Here is a 16,983-nt window from a genome sequence, read left to right on the forward strand (position 1 = left end):
ACCGAGGTCATGCGCAAATCCTACGTCATCGCCGCGATCATCCTGCTCGCCGCCGTCGGCTGGATCGGCTCCGGCCTGCTGCTGCCGTCCGACGACCCGGCCCCGCCGCCAAGTGCCGCCGCGCCGGACGCCGAGGAGGCCGCGCCCATGCGCGTGCGCGTCGCCAAGTCGGTGGCGCACGCGCGGGTCGACGAACTGCGGGCGACCGGCCGCACCGCCGCCGACCGCATGCTGACGGTGCGCGCCGAGACGTCCTCGCCGGTCAGCCGGGTGCTTGTGAAGAAGGGCGACCAGGTTTCCGCCGGCGACGTGCTGGTGGAACTGGACATGACCGATCGCGCCCCCCGCCTGGCCAAGGCCCGCGCCCAGCTGGAACAGCGCCAGTTGCAGTACGACGCGGCCCAGGAGTTGCAGTCGCGCAACTTCGCCAGCCGCGTCCGCCTGGCCGAAGCCCGCGCGGCGCTTGAGGAAGCCCGCGCCGACCTGGCCGAGATCGAGCTGGACATCGACCGCACCACCGTCGAGGCGCCCATCGACGGCGTCGTCTCCGCCCGGTCGGTGGAGGTGGGCGACGTGGTTTCGCCCGGTGCCGCCATCGCCACCATCGTCGACCTGGACCCGGTGGTGGTGCGCGCCGACATCGCCGAGCGCCGCATCGGCGAGATCGAGCCAGGCGCCGTCGCCCACGCCTCGATCTTCAACGGTCCCGAACTGGATGGCCGGGTGACCTACGTCGCCCCCGTGGCGGACGCGGCGACCCGCACCTTCACGGTGGAGGTGGAAATCCCCAACCCGGACATGAGCCTGCGCGAAGGCCAGACCGTGGACCTGCGCCTGCCGCTGCGCCGCGTCCAGGCGCACGAGCTGTCGCCGGCCCTGATGACGCTGGACGACGCCGGCCGCCTGGGCGTGAAGACCGTCGACGACGCCAACGTCGTGCGCTTCCATCCGGTCGAGCTGGTCTCCGCCACTCCCGATGCCATCTGGCTGACCGGCCTGCCCGAGACGGTGCGCGTCATCACCGTCGGCCAGGAATACGTCGCGGCCGGCGAGACGGTGGAGCCCGTCGCCGCCCCCGCGCCGACCGCGCCCGGGAACGGCGCGCCCGAGGATGATACCCGCGACGACGGCGCCGCCCGGCCGATGGCCGAGACCGCCGCCCCCGGCAAGGACGCCGCCCTGACGCTCGGCACCAGCGCCCGCGCCGCGGAAGAGGCCTCGCTGCCGCCGGCCGAGCGTGGAGAAGCGCAGTGAACGCCATTATCGACGCCGCCATCCACCATGCGCGGACCGTGATTTCGACGCTGGTGCTGATCCTGCTGGCCGGCACGGTCAGCTTCGTGCAGATCCCCAAGGAAAGCGCGCCGGACATCAACATTCCGGTGATCTACGTCACCATGTCGCACTCGGGCATCTCGCCGGAGGACGCGGTGAGCATGCTGGTCAAGCCCATGGAGGCGGACCTGCGCACCGTGGAGGGCGTCAAGGAGATGCGCGCCGCCGCCTATGAGGGCGGCGCCAACATCCTGCTGGAGTTCGAGGCCGGCTTCGACGCCGACCAGGCCATGGACGACGTGCGCGAGCAGGTGGACAAGGCCAAGACCGAACTGCCCGAGGAAACCGACGAGCCCATCGTCTCCGAGGTCAACTTCAGCCTGTTCCCGGTGATCGTCGTGGCGCTGTCGGGCGACGTGCCCGAGCGCACGCTGCTGCGCGTGGCCGAGGCCCTGGAGGACGCCATCGAGGGCGTGCCCGCCGTGCTGGACGCCAACGTGGGCGGCAAGCGCGACGAGCAGGGACAGATCATCATCGACCCCACGCTGGTGGAGGCGTACGGCCTGTCCGCCCAGGATTTCGTCACGTTCTTTTCCGGCAACAACACCCTGGTGGCCGCCGGCAACCTGGACACCGGCGCCGGGCGTTTCGCCGTGAAGGTGCCGGGCCTGCTGGAAACCGTGCCCGAGGTCATGGACATTCCCATCAAGGTGCAGGGCGACAGCGTCGTGCGCCTGGCCGACATCGCCGAGGGACGCCACGGCTTCGAGGACGCCGAGGGCTTCGCCCGCGTCAACGGCCAGCCCGGCCTGACGGTGGAGGTTTCCAAGCGGACCGGCGAGAACATCATCGACACCGTCGCCAAGGTGCGCGAGGTGGTGGAGCGCGAGCGCCAGAACTGGCCCGACGCCATCCAGGTCACCTACCTGCAGGACCAGTCCACCAACATCCGCGACAGCCTGAACGACCTGACCAACAACGTCATCGCCGCCGTGCTGCTGGTGATGGTGGTGGTGGTCGGCGCGCTGGGGCTGCGCTCGGGCCTGTTGGTGGGCATCGCCATTCCCGGCAGCTTCCTGATGGCGATCCTGGTGATCGGCGCGGCGGGGCTGACCATCAACATGGTGGTGCTGTTCGGCCTGATCCTGGCCGTCGGCATGCTGGTCGACGGCGCCATCGTCGTCACCGAATACGCCGACCGCAAGATGAGCGAGGGCCTGCACCGGCGCGAGGCCTATGCCCTTGCCGCCAAGCGCATGGCGTGGCCGGTCATCGCGTCCACCGCCACCACGCTGGCCGCCTTCCTGCCGCTGGCCTTCTGGACCGGCGTGGTGGGCGAATTCATGAAATACCTGCCCTACACCCTGCTGGCGACGCTGACGGCGTCGCTGTTCATGGCGCTGATCTTCGTGCCCACCCTGGGCGCCATCTTCGGCCGCCGGGGCGAGAGCGACCCGGCCGTCATGCAGGCCCTGTCGGCGCAGGAGGAAGGCGACGTGCGCGACCTGCGCGGCATCACCGGCCTCTATGCCCGCACGCTCGACCGGCTGCTCAAGCATCCGGGCAAGGTGGTGCTGGCGGCCGTGATGCTGCTGGTTGGCAGCCAGGTGGCCTACGGCATGTTCGGCAAGGGGGTGGAGTTCTTCCCATCCATCGAGCCCGAGCAGGCGTTCCTCTACGTCCACGCCCGCGGCAACCTGTCGGTGGAGGAAAAGGACGCGCTGGTGAACGAGGTGGAACGTGCGGTCCTCGGCATGGACGGCATCGAGAGCCTGTACGTGAAGTCCGGCAAGAATTCCGCCGACCGCGAGGCGCCCGAGGACGTGATCGGCTCGGTGGGCATCGATTTCACCGACTGGCAGACCCGCCGCCCGGCCAGCGAAATCCTCGACGACATCCGCGACCTGACGAGCCAGCCGCGCTTTGCCGGCATCAAGGTGGAAGTGCGCGAGGCCGAGCAGGGGCCGCCCGTGGGCAAGCCCATCCAGGTGCAGATCGGCGGCAACGACCAGGACGCCCTCTATGCGGCGGCGGAGAAAATCCGCGGCTTCATGGAGCGCACCGGCGGCTTCACCGACATCGAGGACACCCGCGCCGTGCCGGGCATCGAATGGCGGCTGACGGTGGACCGCGCCCAGGCGGCCAAGTTCGGCATCGACATCCGATCGGTCGGCGACATGGTGAAGATGGTCACCAACGGGCTGAAGTTCTCCACCTACCGCCCCGGCACCTCCGACGACGAGGTGGACATCGTCGCCCGCTACCCCGACGAATACCGCACGCTGGACCAACTGGACCGCATCACGGTGAACACACCCGAGGGCAGCGTGCCCGTCGGCGCCTTCGTGGAGCGCGAGCCGCAGCCCAAGACCGGCGAAATCCGCCGCGTCGACGCCCAGCAGGTGGTCACCGTCTCCGCCGAGGTGGCCGAGGGGCTGCTGGCCGACGACAAGCTGCGCCAATTGCAGGCCTGGATGGCCTCTCCGGCCGCCGACCTCAACCCGCGCCTGGCCTTCGAGTTCAAGGGCGAGGACGAGGAACAGGCCAAGAGCCGCGCCTTCCTGACCAAGGCCTTCGGGGTGGCGCTGTTCATGATGGCGATCATCCTGGTGACGCAGTTCAACAGCTTCTACTCGGCCTTCCTGATCCTGTCGGCCGTCATCATGTCGACCATCGGCGTGTTCCTGGGCCTGCTGGCCTTCGGGCAGCCGTTCGGGATCATCATGTCGGGCATCGGCGTGATCGCGCTGGCGGGGATCGTGGTCAACAACAACATCGTGCTGATCGACACCTACGACCGCCTGAAGCACGAGTTCGCCGACGGCCACGAGGCCATCCTGCGCACCGGCGTGCAGCGCCTGCGCCCGGTGCTGCTGACCACCGTCACCACGGGCCTGGGCCTGCTGCCCATGATGTTCCAGGTCAACATCGACTTCGTCCACCGCGAGGTGACGCTGGGCGCGCCGTCCATGCAGTGGTGGTCGCAGCTGTCCACGGCCCTGGTCTGCGGCCTTAGCTTCGCGACCGTGCTCACCCTTGTGGTGACGCCGAGCGCGCTGATGGTGCGGGTGAACGTGCGCCGCTGGCTGGAAGCCCGCCGCGCCCGCCGCCACGGTCCGCAGCCGGCGTGACACGCGTTTGCGCCGCCGTCACGCAGCCTTCATCGAAACCCGCCCCGTGAGCCTGTCGGCTTGCGGGGCGTTTCGGTTAGACTGGCCTTGAACTGAAGGCGTTGATGAACAATCCTTGGGCCCGGAATGGTTCTGCCCAAGGCAAAGGCAAAGGCAGAGGACAAGCGGGGGACCGCGTGACGTGACGGTGAGAGTCGCCTCCTACAACATTCACAAAAGCGTCGGCCCCGACCGCCAGCGCCGCCCCGACCGCATCTTCCGCGTTCTGGCCGAACTGGATGCCGACATCGTCGCCCTGCAAGAGGTCGACCGCCGCTTCGGCGCCCGCGCCACCACCTTCGAGGCCGAACAGTTGGAGCACGAGACCGGCTACCGCCTGGTCCGCCACGCCGTCAGCCCGCTGTCGTCGGGCTGGCACGGCAACGCGCTGCTGGTGCGCGGCGCGGTGGAGGCCATCGACCGTCGCCGCATCACCCTGCCGGCCCTGGAGCCGCGCGGCGCCCTTCTGGCCGACCTGGAAACGGAACAGGGCCGCCTGCGGGTGGTCGCCGCGCACCTCGGGCTTCTCGGCCGCTATCGCCGGCGGCAGGCGGAAACCATTCTGGAAGCGATCGACAGCGCCGAGTCGCACCTGCCGACGGTGGTCATGGGCGACCTGAACGAATGGAGCCCCCACGGCAGCTGCCTGCGCGTCTTCCGCAGCCGCTTCGACATCGCCCAGCCGGGCCCGAGCTTCCCGGCCCGCCGGCCCATGTTCGGCCTGGACCGGGTGATCACGTCGGACGACATCGCCGTGCAGTCGGCCTGGGTCCACGAAACCCCGACGGCGCGCGAGGCCTCCGACCACCTGCCGGTGGTGGCGGAACTCAAGGTGCTCGCACCCGGCGAGACGGCCGAAAACGCTCCGCTCCAGACCCATGCGGGGGTGCGGGGGTAATAACTAGTTCCCGAACACCGCGCGCAGGTCCACCTGCTCCTCGGCGCGTTCGACCAGCACCAGGCGGTCCTCGATGTCGGCCAGATGGCGCGTCATTTCCGCCGCCGCGCCGGCTTCGTCGCCGCTGTCCAGTGCCGCCAGCAGGCGCCGGTGGTCAACCGCCGAGCAGCAGCGCGCCGCCCGGTGCTCGTAGAGCGCGATGATGAGCGACGACCGCGCCACCAGATCGCGCAGATAGCCGGTCAGGATGCCGTTGCCCACCTGCTCGGCCAGCAGCAGGTGGAAGTCGCCCGACAGCCGGATTTCCTCGCGCCGGTCTCCGCGGGCGTGGGCGGCGGCCTCGGCTTCCACATGGTCCGCCAGGGCCCGCAACGCCGAGGCCGGGCGCCGGCGGGCGAGCACGCGCACCAGCGTTTCCTCCAGCAGGCGGCGGGCGTGGAAGACTTCTCGCGCTTCCTCGGGCCGCGGTGCGGCGACGCAGGCGCCCCGGTTGCGCCGATGCACCACCAGATGGTCCCGCGCCAGGTCGCGCAGGGCGGCGCGCACCCGCGCCCGGCTCACCCCGAACACGCCGGCCAGTTGCTCCTCCACCAGCCGCGTGCCCGGGCGCAGGCGGTGGTCCTCGATGGCGAGGCGGATGGCGTCGCGAATAACGTCCTCGTCGGGAACCGCGACCGCCTCGGCCGGGTGCAGGGTGGTGGTGGAGGGTGTCATGGGCGCAGGCCTTCCGCTGGCGGGTGCCGCTCGCGCCAGTGGCGGGCGATGTCGACGCGGCGCGTGATCCACACCTTGTCGCGGGCCTGGACGTGGTCCAGGAAGCGCATCAGCGCCTTCATGCGACCCGGCCGCCCCGCCAGCCGGCAGTGCAGGCCGACGGACATCATCTTCGGGGCCTCGGCGCCCTCCTCGTAGAGCACGTCGAAGGCATCGCGCAGGTAGGCGTAAAAGTCGTCGCCGCTGGCAAACCCGTTCAGGACGGAAAACTTCATGTCGTTGTTGTCGAGCGTGTACGGCACGATCAACTGCGGCTTGGCAACACCGGGCACCGCCTCCCAGTACGGCAGGTCGTCGGCGTAAGAGTCGGCGTCGTAGAGGAACCCGCCCGCCTCCGCCACCAGCCGGCGGGTGTTGGGCGAGACGCGGCCGGTGTACCAGCCGAGCGGCCGTTCGCCCGCCACCTCGGCGTGCAGGCGGATGGCTTCTGCGATGTGGGCGCGCTCCACGTCCTCCGGCACGTTCTGATAGTCGATCCAGCGCAGGCCGTGGCTGGCGATCTCGTGCCCGGCCTCGGTCATGGCGGCGGCGGCATCGGGGTTTCGGGCCAGCGCCATGGCGACGGCGTAGACGGTCACCGGAATGCCCCGCCCCTCGAACAGCCGCATGAGCCGCCAGAATCCGGCCCGCGCGCCGTATTCGTACATGCTTTCGACCTGTATGTTGCGCACGCCCTCCAGCGGCGCGATGCCCGGCACCTCCTGCAAATAGGCTTCCGCGTGGGTGTCGCCGTGCAGGATGCAGGCCTCGCCGCCTTCCTCGTAGTTGAGCACGATCTGCAACGCCAGCCGCGCGCCCCCCGGCCAGTCGGCCTGCGGCGGCGTGCGGCCGTAGCCGATCAGGTCGCGGGGATAGGGGGCGGCGGCGGTCATGGTCGGGTCTCCCTCATTGCCCGCCGCTGCCGCGGGTGGCCCAGCGGGTGGAGCGGCGCTCGATCTGGTTGAAGAGTTCGTACATGGCGATGCCCATGGCGGCAATCACCAGCAGGCCGGCGAACAGCAACGGCATGTTGAACTTCGACGACGCCGAGATCATCAGGTAGCCGACGCCGAGGTCCGACGCCACCGTCTCGCTCAGCACCGAGCCGACGAAGGCCAGCGTGATGGCGATCTTCAGGCTGGCGAAGAAGAACGGCATGGCGCGCGGGAAGCCCACCTTCATCAGGATGTCCCGCCGCGTCGCCCCCAGAGAGCGGAGTACGTCGCGCAGTTCCGGCTCCAGCGTCGCAAGGCCCGTCGCCACGTTCACCACGATGGGAAAGAACGAGATCAGGAAGGCCGTCAGGATCGCGGGCACTGTCCCGATGCCGAACCACATGACCAGGATCGGCACCACGGCCACCTTGGGCACGCTGTTGAAGCCGATCAGCATGGGGTTGAGCGCGTCGTAGATGGTGCGCGACGACCCCACCAGCGCCCCCAGCACCAGCCCGAAGACCACCGCCACCGCGAAACCGACGACGGTGGTGAACAGGGTCTGGGCGGCGTGCATCCAGATGGCGTCGCGGTAGGTCCAGATGGCGGCGAAGGACTCGCTGGCCGTCGGCAGCACCGACTGGGGCACGTCGAACCCGCGCACCGCCAGTTCCCACACGACGAACAGCCCCAGCGTCGTCACCCAGGGCGCGGCGCGCTTGGTGCCCTTGTGGCCGGCGACGCGCTTCAGCACCGGGCGGCGCTTGCGCACCGGCGGGGCCGAGGCGGTGGCGGCGCGCGAGGGCTTGGCGGCGGTGTCGGCGGCGGTCTCCCCGCTGGCCGGCGCGGCGGCGGGCGGACGGGTGGAGGCGGCGTTGGAGGTCGGGGTCATCACGTGGCCCTCACGGTTCGGATATGGTCGCGCAGCTCGTGGACGAGGTCGACGAAGGGCTGGGTGAAGCTGGTTTCCTGGTCGCGCGGGCGCGGGATGTCGTTCTTCCGCACCTCCAGGATGCGCCCCGGCCGCTTGCTCATGACGTAGATGGTATCGGCCAGATAGGCGGCCTCGCGCAGGTCGTGGGTGACCAGGATGACGGTGAAGCGGTGCTCCATCCACAGTGCCTGGAGGGTGTCCCACAATTCCTCCCGCGTGAAGGCGTCCAGCGCCCCGAAGGGCTCGTCGAGCATGAGCAGCCGCGGCTCGTGGATCAGCGCGCGGCACAGGTTGGCGCGCTGCTGCATGCCGCCCGATAGCTCCCACGGGTGCTTGTCCTCGCAGCCCGACAGGCCGACTTCCGCCAGCAGGGTGCGGGCCTTTTCCTCGTACTGCGCCCTGTGCTTGCGCAGGCGGGAGCGGTGGGGCTGGACGATCTCCAGCGGCAGCATGACGTTCTGAAGCGTCGTCCGCCACGGCAGCAGGGTGGACGCCTGGAAGGCCATGCCGACGATGGAGATGGGGTCGGTGACCTCCTGCCCGTTGACGATGACGGTGCCCTCGGTGGGCGGCATGAGGCCGGTCACAAGCTTCATGAGCGACGACTTGCCGCATCCGCTGGGCCCGACGACGGCGACGAACTCGCCTTCCTTGATGGTCATGCTGGTCTGGTCGAGGGCGAATTCATCGCCCTCGCGGTACTGGAGACGCACGCGGTCCAGTTCGACGAAGCCGGCGGTCATGCGGCCTCCTTGTTCGGGTTGGCGAGCGCTTGCGGCGCTCGGTTTCCACACGTAAGCTTGGCCCACGAAGCATCATCCCCGGTGACATCCGGAGTCGGATCAGAACCAAGAGGACAGACGATGGGCGACAACAAGACGACACCCGCTGAAGAAGAGTGGGTTGATCCCGACGACGCACCGGAGCTGATCGCGGAATGGTTCGCGGGCGCGGTCGTGGGCAAGCCGGGTGAAAGCCCGGAGGAACTCGCTCGCCGGGCTGACGAGGCGGCCCGACGACTGCGGTCCCCCAAAGCGAAAGATAAGGAATAACGGCCCACAGCCTTCTCCCAGGTGGCGGAGGCCCGGCCAGCCGCATGAGCCGGCCAGGCCTTGCGCGTCCCTACTGCGTCGCGGTCAGCATCCGCTCATCCTGCGGCGGCAGGAAGTCGGAGGTGAACACGTCCGATACCGCCGGCTTGTCCTCGATGCCGAAGGCGTAGGTGACCTGGTCGATGGCCTTCTGCATGCGGGCGTCGTCGATGCCGCCCATGCCCTGGGCCTTGACCTCCTCGGTCAGCACGTTGTTCTCGATCGCCATCATCAAGCGGTCCATTTCCAGCGCCTCGTCGATCAGCGGATCGCGCGCCTTCACCGCGTCGATGCCGGCTTCCGGGTCGGCGATGACGTCGCGCCAGCCCTTGACCACGGCGCGCAGGAAGCCGGTCAGCGCCTCGGGATTGTCCGCCATCAGCGCGGGGCTGGCGATCAGGCCGTTGCCGTAGAGGTCCAGGCCGGCGTCGCGGTACTGCCAGATGTTCAGGTCGTCCTTCTCCACGCCCAGGCCGCGCAGGTTGAGCAGGCTGGTGAAGTAGAAGCCCGAGATGCCGTCGACGTCGCCGCGGATCAGCATGGGCTCGCGCAGGGCCGGGTCCATGCTGGTCCATTCCACGCTGTCACCGTCGATGCCGGTGGCCTGGGCGAAGGCCGGAAACAGCTTGCGCGGGCTGTCGAAGACGGGGGCGCCGAAGGTCTTGCCCTCCATCTTTTCCACGCTGTCGATGCCGCTTTCCTTCAGCGTGAACAGGGCGAACGGCGGCGCGTTGTAGACGATGAACATGGCCTTCATGGCCTGTTCGGGGTTGCTCGCGTTGAACTCGATCATGGAGTTCACGTCGGCCATGGCGATGTCGTAGGCGCCGGACGCGACGCGGGTCACGGCACCGGACGACCCGTTGCCCGAATCGATGCTGACATCCAGGCCCTCCTCGGCGAAGTAGCCTTTCTCCTTGGCTATGAGGAAGCCGGCCGAGGGCCCTTCGAACTTCCAGTCGAGCGTGAACTTGATGGGCAGGGTGTCCTGCGCCACGGCAGCGGCCGAGGCGCCAAGGGTCAACGCGGCCACGCCGGCGGCGGCCATTGTCTGGCGGAACGTGCTCCAAGACATGAAGGGTCTCCCATTTGCGTGAAGCGGGCGCGTGCGTTGGCGCCGGACGGTCCGCACCGATCTCCCTAATTTCGGTGCACGTTTTTTGCTCATTGACGAGCTTTGCATAATCTTTGACCATCAGATGCAGATTGTCGACGATTTTTCGTCCCATTGTCTGCGATACTGCATCCAGCGGCCCGACAGAGGCCGCACCGATGCCTACGGGAGCCCGCATGAGAGACGCGATCCGCTTTGCCCTGAACGGCGCCCTGCGCGCGGTGGACGACGTTCCGCCGCACACGACGCTGCTCAACTGGCTGCGCGCCGACGGCCTGACCGCCGCCAAGGAGGGCTGCGCGGAGGGCGACTGCGGCGCCTGCACGGTGCTGTTGGGCACGCCCCTGCCCGACGGGCGCGACGGCTTCGACTGGCGCGCCGTCAACGCCTGCCTGGTGCTGGTGCCGCAGGTGGACGGCCGGGCGGTGGTGACGGCCGAGGGGCTGGCGAAGGGCGGTAGCGCACCGCACGCCGCTCAGACGCTCATGGCCGAGACGCACGCCACGCAATGCGGCTACTGCACGCCGGGTTTCGTGATGGCGCTGGCGGCCCTGGGGCGCACCCCGGCGCGGGATGATGCGTCGGTGATGGACGCCATCGCGGGGAACCTCTGCCGCTGCACCGGCTACCGCCCCATCCTGGAGGCCGCCCGCGCCCTGCCCCTTGAGGCGCCGGCGCCGGAAGAAGCCGCGCTCGCCGACCGCCTGCGGAAGATCGCCGCAACGCCGCTGGACTACCGCGCCGGCAGCCACCGCTTCCTCGCGCCCACCACCCTGGACGATGCCCTGCGCCTGCGCCAGCAGTTCCCGGAAGCCTGGCTGTGGGCCGGCGGCACCGACCAGGGCCTGCGGGTGACCAAGCAGTTTCTGGTGCCGCCCGGCATCCTCTACCTTGGTCGGGTGCCCGACCTGCGCGGGATCACAGAGGATGCGGACGGCCTGACCATCGCCGCCAACACGCCCTATGCCGACGCGCTGGCGGCGCTCTCCACCCTCGCGCCGGGGCTGGACGAGATGATCCGCCGGATCGGGGCGGCGCAGGTGCGCAACCTCGGCACGCTCGGCGGCAACATCGGCACGGCCTCCCCCATCGGCGACACGCTGCCGCCGCTCATCGCCCTGGATGCCGAAATCACGCTGGCGAGCGCGGAGCGCGGGCGGCGGACGGTCGCCGCAAAGGATTTCGTCACCGGCTACCGCAACACGGTGCTGTCGCCCGACGAACTGATCGTCGCCATCCGCATTCCCCGCCCGGCACCGGGCACGCATGTGGCGGCCTACAAGATCGCCAAGCGCGTGGACCAGGACATCTCCACCGTCGCCGCCGCCTTCGCGCTGCGGGTGGAGGACGGTCGCGTCGCCCATGCGCGGCTGGCCTATGGCGGCGTGGCGGCGACGCCGGTGCGGGCGCAGACGGCGGAAAAGGCGCTGCTCGGCAAGCCGTGGACGCCGGAGACGGTCGCCGCCGCCAGGCGCGCCGTGGCCGACGACATCAGCCCCATGAACGACGCGCGCGGCACGGCGGCCTATCGCACCGCCGTCGCGGCGAACCTGCTGGACCGCCTGTGGCACGAGACGGCCGACGCCGACGACGAAAGCCCCGCGCGGCTGGAGGCCCTATGAAGCTCGACACCCCTGCCCGCGCCGCCGTCCATCATCCGCACGCCCATGACAGCGCGCTCAAGCACGCCACGGGCGGCGCGCGCTACATCGACGACATGGCGGAACCGCGCGGCTGCCTGCACACCGCACTCGTCACCAGCCGCTGGGCCCATGCCCGCATCACCGGCGTCGACGCCTCGAAGGCGCTGGAGCTTCCGGGCGTCCATGCCGTCGTCACCGCCGCCGACATTCCCGGCGAGAACGACATCGGCGCCATCGTCCCCGGCGAGCCGCTGCTGGCCGACGGCGTGGTGGAATACGTCGGCCACCCCGTCGCCGCCGTCGCCGCCCGCGATCTGGAGACCGCCCGCCGCGCCGCCGCGCTGGTGGCGGTGGAGGCCGAGCCGCTGACGCCGGTGCTCGACCTGCGGGAAGCAATGGCGCGGGAGCATTACGTCCTGCCGCCGTCCGAATTCCTGCGCGGCAAGCCCGGCCCGGCACTCGCGGCGGCGCCGCACCGCATCCGGGGCGAGGTCATGGTCGGCGGACAGGATCATTTCTACCTGGAGACGCAGGCTGCCCTCGCCCTCCCCCAGGAGGACCGGGACATGCTGGTCCACTCCGGCACCCAGCACCCGACGGAGGTCCAGCACCTTGTCGCGCGGCTGCTGGGCGTCGACATGAACGCCGTCACGGTCGAGGTCCGCCGCATGGGCGGGGGCTTCGGCGGCAAGGAGAGCCAGGCGACCATCATCGCCGGCATCGCCGCCGTTCTGGCGCGGGTGACGGGCCGGCCGGTCAAGTGCCGGCTCGACCGCGACACCGATATGATGGTGACCGGCAAGCGGCACGATTTCCTGCTGCGCTGGGACGTCGGCGTGGACGATGACGGCCGCGTGCAGGCCGTCGAGATGACGCTGGCCGCCCGCTGCGGCTGGTCGGTGGACCTGTCGCCGGGGGTGGTTTCGCGCGCCCTCAGCCATGCCGACAATGCCTACTTCTATCCGCACGTCAAGCTGACGGGCCTGTTCTGCAAGACCAACACCCAGAGCAACACCGCCTTCCGGGGCTTCGGCGGGCCGCAGGGCATGATGGCGGCGGAAGCCATGATGGACCAGATCGCCCGGACCCTGAGCCTGGACCCGCTGGAAGTGCGGCGGCGGAACTTCTACGGGCCGGAGGGCCGCAACCTCACGCCCTATCACCAGCCGGTGGAGCACTTCCGCCTGCCCGCCATGCTGGAGGAGCTTCTGGCCTCCAGCGACTACGCGGCGCGGCGCAAGGCGGTGGATGCCTTCAACGCCAAGCGCGGCGTGCTGAGGAAGGGCCTTGCCGTGTCGCCGGTGAAGTTCGGCGTCAGCTTCAACAAGCCGGAGATGAATCAGGCCGGGGCGCTGCTGCACGTCTACACAGACGGCTCCGTCAGCCTGAACCACGGCGGGACGGAAATGGGCCAGGGGCTTTTCACCAAGGTCGCCCAGGTGGTCGCCGCCGTCTTCGGGCTGGACCTGGACCGCATCAAGCCCACCGCGACCACCACCGGCAAGGTCCCCAACACCTCGCCCACCGCCGCGTCCTCGGGCACGGACCTCAACGGCATGGCGGCAAAGATCGCGGCGGAAACCATCCGCGACCGCATGGCCGACGTCGCCGCCGAGCATCTGGGGGCGGAGAAAAGTGCGGTGGTGTTCGAGCGCAACATGGTCCGCGCCGGCAACAAGTCCATCCCCTTCGGCGAGTTGGCAGAGCTGTGCCATGTGGCGCGGGTGTCGCTGTCCTCCACCGGCTTCTACCGCACGCCGAAGATCCACTTCGACCGCACCACCAACCGGGGGCGGCCGTTTTTCTACTTCGCGCACGGTCTGGCGGTGTCGGAGGTTGCCATCGACACGCTGACGGGCGAGTGGAAGCCCCTGCGCACCGACATCCTGCACGACGTCGGCGCCAGCCTGAACCCGGCCGTCGACAAGGGCCAGATCGAGGGCGGCTTCGTCCAGGGCCTTGGCTGGCTGACCATGGAGGAACTGGTGTGGGACAAGGACGGGGTGCTGAAGACGCATGCTCCGTCCACGTACAAAATCCCGACCGCCCGCGACGTCCCCCGCGACCTGCGGGTGGAGCTTCTGGCCGACGCGCCCAACGAGGAAGCGACCGTCTTCCGCTCCAAGGCCGTGGGCGAGCCGCCATTCATGCTGGCGATCAGCGTGTGGCTGGCCCTGCGCGATGCCGTCGCCAGTTGCGCCGCGCCGGGCCATGTGCCGAAGCTTGACGCCCCCGCCACGCCGGAGCGCATCCTCATGTCCGTGCAGGCGGCGAAGGAGACGGCATCCGCATGACCGACTGGCGGGACATGGACTGGCGCAGCGCGCTCACCGCCCTGGACGCGGCGGCGGAACCGCATGTGCTGGTCACCGTGATCGAGGCGCTCGGCTCCACCCCGCGCGAGGCCGGGGCGAAGATGATCGTCACGGCGGACACCTTCATCGGCTCCATCGGCGGCGGGGAGTTGGAGCAGGAGGCCATGGACGCCGCCCGCCGTCTGCTGGCCGAGGGCGCGGCGGCGCCGGTGACGGAAAGGCTCATGCTGGGGGCTGATCGCAACCAGTGCTGCGGCGGCGCGGCGACGCTTCTGTTCGAGCCCTTTGCGGCCCCGACCACCACCGTCGCCCTGTTCGGCGCCGGGCATGTGGCCAAGGCCTTGGTGCGCGTGCTGGAGGGGACGCCGGTGCGCATCGTCTGGATCGACGAACGCCCCGACGCCTTCCCGGCCGCCACCCGCGCGATAGCCCGCCGCGTCGATGATCCGGCGGCGCAGGTGGCGGGGTTGCCGAAGGCTGCGCGGGCCTACGTGATGACCCACAGCCACGACCGCGACTATGAAATCCTGGCCGCCCTTCTCGCGCGCGACGACCTGGGGCCAGTCGGCCTGATCGGGTCGAAGACCAAGTGGGCGCGGTTCCGCAAGCGCCTGCTGGCAGATGGCCTGCCGCCCGCCCGCGTCGACGCGGTCGCCTGCCCCATCGGCCTGCCCGGCGTGGGCGGCAAGCGGCCGGCGGAAATCGCCATTGCCGTGGCGGCTGAAATTCTGAAAAACACCCCCGACGGAGAGACCTTGTGACCGACCTGCTGACCCTCGATGCCGTCGCCGCCATGGACGACGCCGCCTTCGTGGACACCTTCGGCGACCTGTTCGAACACTCCCCCTGGGTGGCGGAGCGCGTCGCCCGCGCCCGCCCCTTCGCCAGCGTCACCGAAATGCACGACATGATGATGGGCGCGGTGGAAGCGGCCGAGGAAGAGGAAAAGCTGTCCCTCCTGCGCGCGCACCCGGACCTGGCCGGCAAGGCCGCGCTGGCGGGCGAACTGACCCAGGCGTCGACCGGGGAACAGGCGTCGGCCGGGCTCGATACCCTCACGCCCGAGGAAATGGAGCGCTTCACCGAGCTGAACACGGCCTATTCCATGCGGTTTGGCTTCCCCTTCATCATGGCGGTGAAGGGGGCGGACAAGGCGCGCATCCTGGCGGGGTTCGAGGGACGGCTGGGCAACGCGCGGGTGGAAGAAATGCAGCGCGCGCTGATCGAGGTCGGCAAGATTGCCTGGCTGCGGCTGCTGGACCGCGTCGCCCCCGCCCCCACGGGCAAGCTGACGACGCATGTGCTGGATACCGCCGCCGGCCGTCCGGCGAACGGCCTGCCGGTCACTCTCTACCGGCTCGACGGCGAGGCGCGGACGGAAGTCGGGCGCTTCGTCACCAACGACGACGGCCGCCTGGACGCCCCCGCCCTGCAAGGGCCGGACTTCAAGGCGGGGACCTATGAGTGGGTGTTCGAGTGCGGGGTGTACTTCGCGCGATCGGGCACCGAGACGCACGCGCCGCCCTTCCTGGACCGCGTGCCGCTGCGGTTCGGCATCAGCAATCCGGAAGCGCATTACCATGTGCCCCTGCTGCTGTCGCCCTGGGCGCTGTCCACCTACCGCGGGAGCTGACGCATGGAGCTTCCGGGCCTGGAGTGGCTGAACCTCATCACGCGGTGGATTCACCTGATCGTCGGCATCGCCTGGATCGGCTCGTCCTTCTATTTCGTGTGGCAGGACAACAGCCTGCTGCCCACCAGGGACGACCCGGAGCGCAAGAAGCTCCAGGGCGATATCTGGATGGTGCACGGCGGCGGGTTCTACCACGCGCGCAAGTTCAAGGTCGCGCCGCCGGACCTGCCGCAACACCTGCACTGGTTCAAGTGGGAGGCCTATTCCACCTGGCTGTCGGGCTTCGCGCTGCTGGTGCTGGTCTACTACCTGAATGGGGCCACCTACATGATGCCGGCGGACGGTGATCTGTCCCAGACCGCCGCCGTCGCCATCGGCCTGGGGGCGCTGGCGGCAAGCTGGCTGGTCTATGACGGGCTCTGCCGCAGCCCGCTCGGGCGCGACGACCGCTGGCTGGCGGTCGCCGTGGTGGTGCTGGTGGCGGTTCTCAGCTACGCCATGACGCACCTGCTGTCGGGCCGGGCGGCCTTCCTGCACGTGGGCGCGGCGCTGGGGACGATCATGGTCGCCAACGTCTTCTTCGTCATCATTCCCAACCAGCGCAAGAGCGTGAACGCCATGCGCGCCGGCGAAACGCCGGACCCCGTGTGGGGGATGAAGGGCAAGCAGCGCAGCGTTCACAATACGTATTTCACGCTGCCCGTGCTGTTCCTGATGATCTCCAACCACTATCCCATCGCCTATGACCACCCGCACAGCTGGCTGGTCCTGCTGGCCCTGTCGGCGGTGGGGGCGGCCGTGCGGCATGTCTTCGTCCTGCGCCACACGCACCGGGCTAAAGCGTGGATGCTGCCGGCGGCCGGCGCGGCCATGGTGGTGGTCATTCTGGCCGGAACCGCGTCGCGCACGCTGAACGCCCCCGCCACCGCCGCAAGCGATGCCGCCCCCCTGACGGCCGAGGCGGCGGGGAGCCTGACGCCGGTGGTGACCGCCATCGTGCAGTCGCGCTGCACCGCCTGCCACGCCGCGCAGCCGACGTGGGAGGGCTTCGACGCCGCCCCCATGGGCGTGGTGCTGGAAACGCCCGATCATATCCGCCACTGGGCGGGGAAGATCCACGAACAGGCGGTCGCCAGCGACGCCATGCCGCTGGGAAACGTCACCGACATCACGCCGGAGGAACGGGCGCTTCTCGGCCGCTGGATCGCCGCGATGGAATAGC

At 69.6% G+C, this 16,983-nt stretch carries 14 protein-coding genes and 1 pseudogene; 10 read left to right on the forward strand and 5 right to left on the reverse strand.

Features of this window, described 5'->3' with window-relative positions; genetic code table 11:
* Positions 1-9: 9 nt before the first annotated feature.
* The 3 genes from LG334_RS17995 to LG334_RS18005 all read left to right on the forward strand — a co-directional run bounded on the left by LG334_RS17995 (position 10) and on the right by LG334_RS18005 (position 5,343).
* Positions 10-1,254, forward strand: coding sequence for an efflux RND transporter periplasmic adaptor subunit (locus tag LG334_RS17995; protein ID WP_404380083.1), 1,245 nt, complete (start codon positions 10-12; stop codon positions 1,252-1,254).
* Positions 1,251-4,406 (forward strand): efflux RND transporter permease subunit, encoded by a 3,156-nt coding sequence (locus LG334_RS18000; protein WP_404380085.1) that lies wholly within the window; start codon positions 1,251-1,253, stop codon positions 4,404-4,406. The genes LG334_RS17995 and LG334_RS18000 overlap by 4 nt, the downstream gene beginning before the upstream one ends.
* 181 nt (positions 4,407-4,587) lie before the next feature.
* Positions 4,588-5,343 (forward strand): endonuclease/exonuclease/phosphatase family protein, encoded by a 756-nt coding sequence (locus tag LG334_RS18005; protein WP_404380087.1) that lies wholly within the window; start codon positions 4,588-4,590, stop codon positions 5,341-5,343.
* 3 nt (positions 5,344-5,346) lie between these two features.
* Here LG334_RS18005 and LG334_RS18010 read toward each other — a convergent pair whose 3' ends face one another.
* The 4 genes from LG334_RS18010 to LG334_RS18025 are packed head-to-tail and all read right to left on the reverse strand — an operon-like array spanning position 5,347 to position 8,708.
* Positions 5,347-6,057, reverse strand: coding sequence for a GntR family transcriptional regulator (locus LG334_RS18010; protein ID WP_404380089.1), 711 nt, complete (start codon positions 6,055-6,057; stop codon positions 5,347-5,349).
* A complete protein-coding gene (puuE, locus tag LG334_RS18015) occupies positions 6,054-6,989 on the reverse strand; it encodes an allantoinase PuuE (RefSeq protein WP_404380091.1) in 936 nt (311 codons plus the stop codon). The genes LG334_RS18010 and puuE overlap by 4 nt, the downstream gene beginning before the upstream one ends.
* A gap of 13 nt (positions 6,990-7,002) precedes the next feature.
* Positions 7,003-7,923 (reverse strand): ABC transporter permease subunit, encoded by a 921-nt coding sequence (locus tag LG334_RS18020; protein WP_404380093.1) that lies wholly within the window; start codon positions 7,921-7,923, stop codon positions 7,003-7,005.
* Positions 7,923-8,708 carry an ABC transporter ATP-binding protein gene (locus LG334_RS18025; RefSeq protein ID WP_404380095.1) on the reverse strand — a complete coding sequence of 262 codons (786 nt, stop codon included), beginning with the start codon at positions 8,706-8,708 and terminating at the stop codon, positions 7,923-7,925. The genes LG334_RS18020 and LG334_RS18025 overlap by 1 nt, the downstream gene beginning before the upstream one ends.
* Before the next feature lie 120 nt (positions 8,709-8,828).
* Between LG334_RS18025 and LG334_RS18030 the strand changes: the two genes are divergently transcribed.
* On the forward strand, positions 8,829-9,017 hold the full coding sequence (locus LG334_RS18030) for a hypothetical protein (RefSeq protein WP_404380097.1): 189 nt from the start codon (positions 8,829-8,831) through the stop codon (positions 9,015-9,017).
* 70 nt (positions 9,018-9,087) lie between these two features.
* Here the strand turns inward: LG334_RS18030 and LG334_RS18035 are convergent, their stop codons facing one another.
* A complete protein-coding gene (locus LG334_RS18035) occupies positions 9,088-10,131 on the reverse strand; it encodes an ABC transporter substrate-binding protein (protein WP_404380099.1) in 1,044 nt (347 codons plus the stop codon).
* Positions 10,132-10,346: 215 nt separating this feature from the next.
* Between LG334_RS18035 and xdhA the strand changes: the two genes are divergently transcribed.
* The 6 genes and pseudogenes from xdhA to LG334_RS18065 all read left to right on the forward strand — a co-directional run bounded on the left by xdhA (position 10,347) and on the right by LG334_RS18065 (position 16,982).
* A complete protein-coding gene (gene xdhA, locus LG334_RS18040) occupies positions 10,347-11,792 on the forward strand; it encodes a xanthine dehydrogenase small subunit (RefSeq protein WP_404380101.1) in 1,446 nt (481 codons plus the stop codon).
* Complete coding sequence (gene xdhB, locus LG334_RS18045; RefSeq protein WP_404380103.1) at positions 11,789-14,107, forward strand: xanthine dehydrogenase molybdopterin binding subunit; 2,319 nt, start codon at positions 11,789-11,791, stop codon at positions 14,105-14,107. Before xdhA ends, xdhB begins: the two co-directional genes overlap by 4 nt.
* Positions 14,104-14,889 carry a xanthine dehydrogenase accessory protein XdhC gene (gene xdhC, locus LG334_RS18050; protein ID WP_404380105.1) on the forward strand — a complete coding sequence of 262 codons (786 nt, stop codon included), beginning with the start codon at positions 14,104-14,106 and terminating at the stop codon, positions 14,887-14,889. Before xdhB ends, xdhC begins: the two co-directional genes overlap by 4 nt.
* Before the next feature lie 32 nt (positions 14,890-14,921).
* Positions 14,922-15,329 (forward strand): annotated as a pseudogene (gene uraD, locus LG334_RS18055) (2-oxo-4-hydroxy-4-carboxy-5-ureidoimidazoline decarboxylase); the annotation flags it as partial.
* Between the two features lie 54 nt (positions 15,330-15,383).
* Complete coding sequence (uraH, locus tag LG334_RS18060; RefSeq protein ID WP_404386408.1) at positions 15,384-15,761, forward strand: hydroxyisourate hydrolase; 378 nt, start codon at positions 15,384-15,386, stop codon at positions 15,759-15,761.
* 3 nt (positions 15,762-15,764) lie between these two features.
* The gene (locus tag LG334_RS18065; RefSeq protein WP_404380107.1) at positions 15,765-16,982 is read left to right on the forward strand and encodes a urate hydroxylase PuuD; all 1,218 of its coding nucleotides are present in this window, start codon (positions 15,765-15,767) and stop codon (positions 16,980-16,982) included.
* Position 16,983: the final 1 nt, after the last annotated feature.

The sequence above is a fragment of the Caenispirillum salinarum genome, from assembly GCF_044803115.1.
Lineage (GTDB): Bacteria > Pseudomonadota > Alphaproteobacteria > Rhodospirillales > Rhodospirillaceae > Caenispirillum > Caenispirillum salinarum_A.